Genomic DNA, 2,764 nt, shown 5'->3' with positions numbered 1-2,764 from the left:
AATTATGGGTGATAAAGAACTTGTTCAAAATTTAATGAATGGTTTGGATGATTTCAAAAATGGTGATTACACTATTGTCTAAGTACCAAATTGCTGAAACTAAAACTTTTGAAAAAGTTAAAAAGAAAATAGATAAAAAGCTATATTCAAAAATTGAAAATTTTGTTTACCCTCAACTTAGAGAAAACCCTTTTTACGGAACTAATATTAAAAAACTAAAAGATAATCTTGAGGGCTACTATAGATATAGAATTGGAAATTATAGACTCTTTTATCTTATCAAAGATGATAAGCTTATCGTAGCAGTTGTTGATTTCAGACATAGGCAACACTCTTACGATTAACACATAACAAGTACTAGGAGAGAAATAAGTAGCCTAGCGGCGACTTATTTCTCAAGACAGTCGTTATCCGCTCACTGCACCCCCCGTTAGCATTCATTTCAATAATTACTTCCACCATTTAAAGTTCTATTAATGGGAACTTCAATATAATGTGCCTATGAGAATAATATCTAAAAAGACCCTTAAAGACTTTTATGAGCAATCCAAATATTCGGATAGTAAAAGTGCTTTAGAAGCTTGGCATAAAGAAGTTTTAAAACTCAGTTGGAACAATCCAAATGAAGTAAAAGAGATGTACCGAAGTGCTAGTATCGTTGGAGATGAGAAAGTTGTCTTTAATATTGCAGGAAATAAGTATAGATTAATAGTTACTATAAATTATTATGCAAAGATTGTTTTCATCAAGTTTATTGGGACACATAAGCAGTACGATAAAGTCAATATGAAGGATTTATAAAATGAATATCAAACCTATTAAAAACGAGCAAGACTATGCTAATACACTTAGCTTAATTGAACACCTAATGAGTGCTAAACCAAATACACCTCAAATGGATGCATTAGAAGTGCTTACAACATTAGTTGAGGCATATGAAGAGCAATTTTACAAAATAGATGCTCCTGATCCTATTGAAGCGATTAAGTTTAGAATGGAGCAAGAAGGTCTAAAACAAAAGGATTTAGTAGCAATAGTTGGAAGTAAATCGAGAGTTTCTGAAATATTAAATAGAAAAAGAAAACTAACTATCCAAATGATAAGAAATTTTCACACTCAACTGCACATACCTGTTGAAAGTCTTTTCTTGGACTACAAAATAAATAGTGCTTAATTGCTAACAAAACATAATAGCTAATAAGTTACCTAGCGGGCAAAACTATTTCTTAACTCAACCGTTAGAAAACAAAGCAAACAACAATTAGTATTCAAAAACTCTATATGCTATAATCACGCACATACTTTAATAATTCAAATGCAAAAAAAAGATACTATTTTTAACTTGATTTTCAATATGTTGACCGGCTTTTAAAGGAAATAATTTAATGACTATTTACGACTCAGCACAAAAAACAAAAAGAGAGTTTATCCCTCAAGATGAAAACATAGTTTCACTCTATGTCTGTGGTCCGACAGTTTATGATGATGCTCATCTAGGTCATGCAAAGAGTGCTTTGGTTTTTGACCTGCTCGTTAGAGTCTTAAAAGCTAACGGTTATGATGTAACTTACGCCCGAAATATAACCGACATAGATGACAAGATAATCAAAAAAGCAATTGAGACAAAAAAAAGTATAAAAGAGCTAACTGAGTTTTATACAGAGGCTTATCATAAAGAGATGGCGGCTCTTGGTGTTTTGCGTCCGGATATTGAGCCAAGAGCAACAGAATCACTCGAAGCCATGTATGAGCTAATCCAAAAACTTCTTGATAATAAACACGCCTACTGCACTCCTGATGGTGATGTTTACTTTGATACTTCAAGTGACAGTGAGTATCTAAAATTATCTCATAGAATTCAAAATGAAGATGAAAAACAACAGCGTGTAGATAGTTCCTCGCAGAAGAAAAACAGCGCAGACTTTGCTATTTGGAAAAGCGTAAAAGATGGTAGCGTAACTTTTGACTCTCCTTTTGGAAAAGGTCGTCCTGGATGGCATCTGGAGTGTTCTGCAATGATAGAGAAACACTTAGCAAAACCTGAGAGACAATTTGCAGTAGATATTCACGGCGGCGGGGCAGATTTACTTTTTCCACACCATGAAAACGAAGCTGCACAGACCAGATGCGCAACAGATCATACATTGGCAAATTACTGGATGCATAACGGCTTTGTAAATATTGACGGTGAGAAGATGAGCAAATCTTTGGGAAACAGTTTTTTCTTAAAAGATGCACTAAAAGAGTATGATGGAGAGGTTTTACGTTTTTATCTCTTAAGCACTCACTACAGAAGTAACTTTAACTTCAACACCGAAGATTTAGCATCATCAAAAAAGAGACTAGATAAGATTTACAGACTTAAAAAGCGTCTTTTTGGCTTGGCTCAAAATAACGAAAAAACAGCGTTTCAAAACGAACTCCTAAAGGCTCTGAGTGATGATTTAAACATCTCCTCTGCCCTTGCACTTATTGATGAGATGATTTCTTATGCAAACGAAACGCTAGACACAGCAGGAAAACACAAAGAGCTAAAGCGTGATACTATCTCAAACCTAGCCTACATAGAAAAAGTTCTTGGTTTTGGAGTTAAAAATCCTTTTGAGTACTTTCAGTTTGGCATAGATGAAGATACAAAAGCTAAAATCGATATGTTAATCCAAAAAAGAGATGAAGCAAAAAAAGCAAAAGATTTCGCAAGTTCGGACAAACTCCGTGATGAGATTTTAGCCTTTGGTGTTAGCATAATGGATACTGCGCAGGG

At 34.1% G+C, this 2,764-nt stretch carries 4 protein-coding genes; all 4 read left to right on the top strand.

Features of this window, described 5'->3' with window-relative positions; translation table 11 throughout:
• The first annotated feature begins 74 nt into the window (after window positions 1–74).
• Entirely contained in the window at window positions 75–344 is a 270-nt protein-coding gene (locus M0Q20_RS11015) for a type II toxin-antitoxin system RelE/ParE family toxin (RefSeq protein WP_295061928.1), read from the top strand.
• 157 nt (window positions 345–501) lie between these two features.
• Window positions 502–801 (top strand): type II toxin-antitoxin system HigB family toxin, encoded by a 300-nt coding sequence (locus tag M0Q20_RS11010; RefSeq protein ID WP_295061925.1) that lies wholly within the window; start codon window positions 502–504, stop codon window positions 799–801.
• A gap of 1 nt (window position 802) precedes the next feature.
• Window positions 803–1,174, top strand: coding sequence for a DNA-binding protein (locus M0Q20_RS11005; protein WP_295061922.1), 372 nt, complete (start codon window positions 803–805; stop codon window positions 1,172–1,174).
• A gap of 211 nt (window positions 1,175–1,385) precedes the next feature.
• The coding region (gene cysS / locus M0Q20_RS11000) for a cysteine--tRNA ligase (RefSeq protein ID WP_295061920.1) at window positions 1,386–2,764 on the top strand (1,379 nt) is incomplete at its 3' end.

Source organism: Sulfurimonas sp., assembly GCF_023229025.1.
Lineage (GTDB): Bacteria > Campylobacterota > Campylobacteria > Campylobacterales > Sulfurimonadaceae > Sulfurimonas.
The sequence above is the reverse complement of the archived record's forward strand: the minus strand, read 5'-3'. Positions and strand labels throughout refer to the sequence as shown.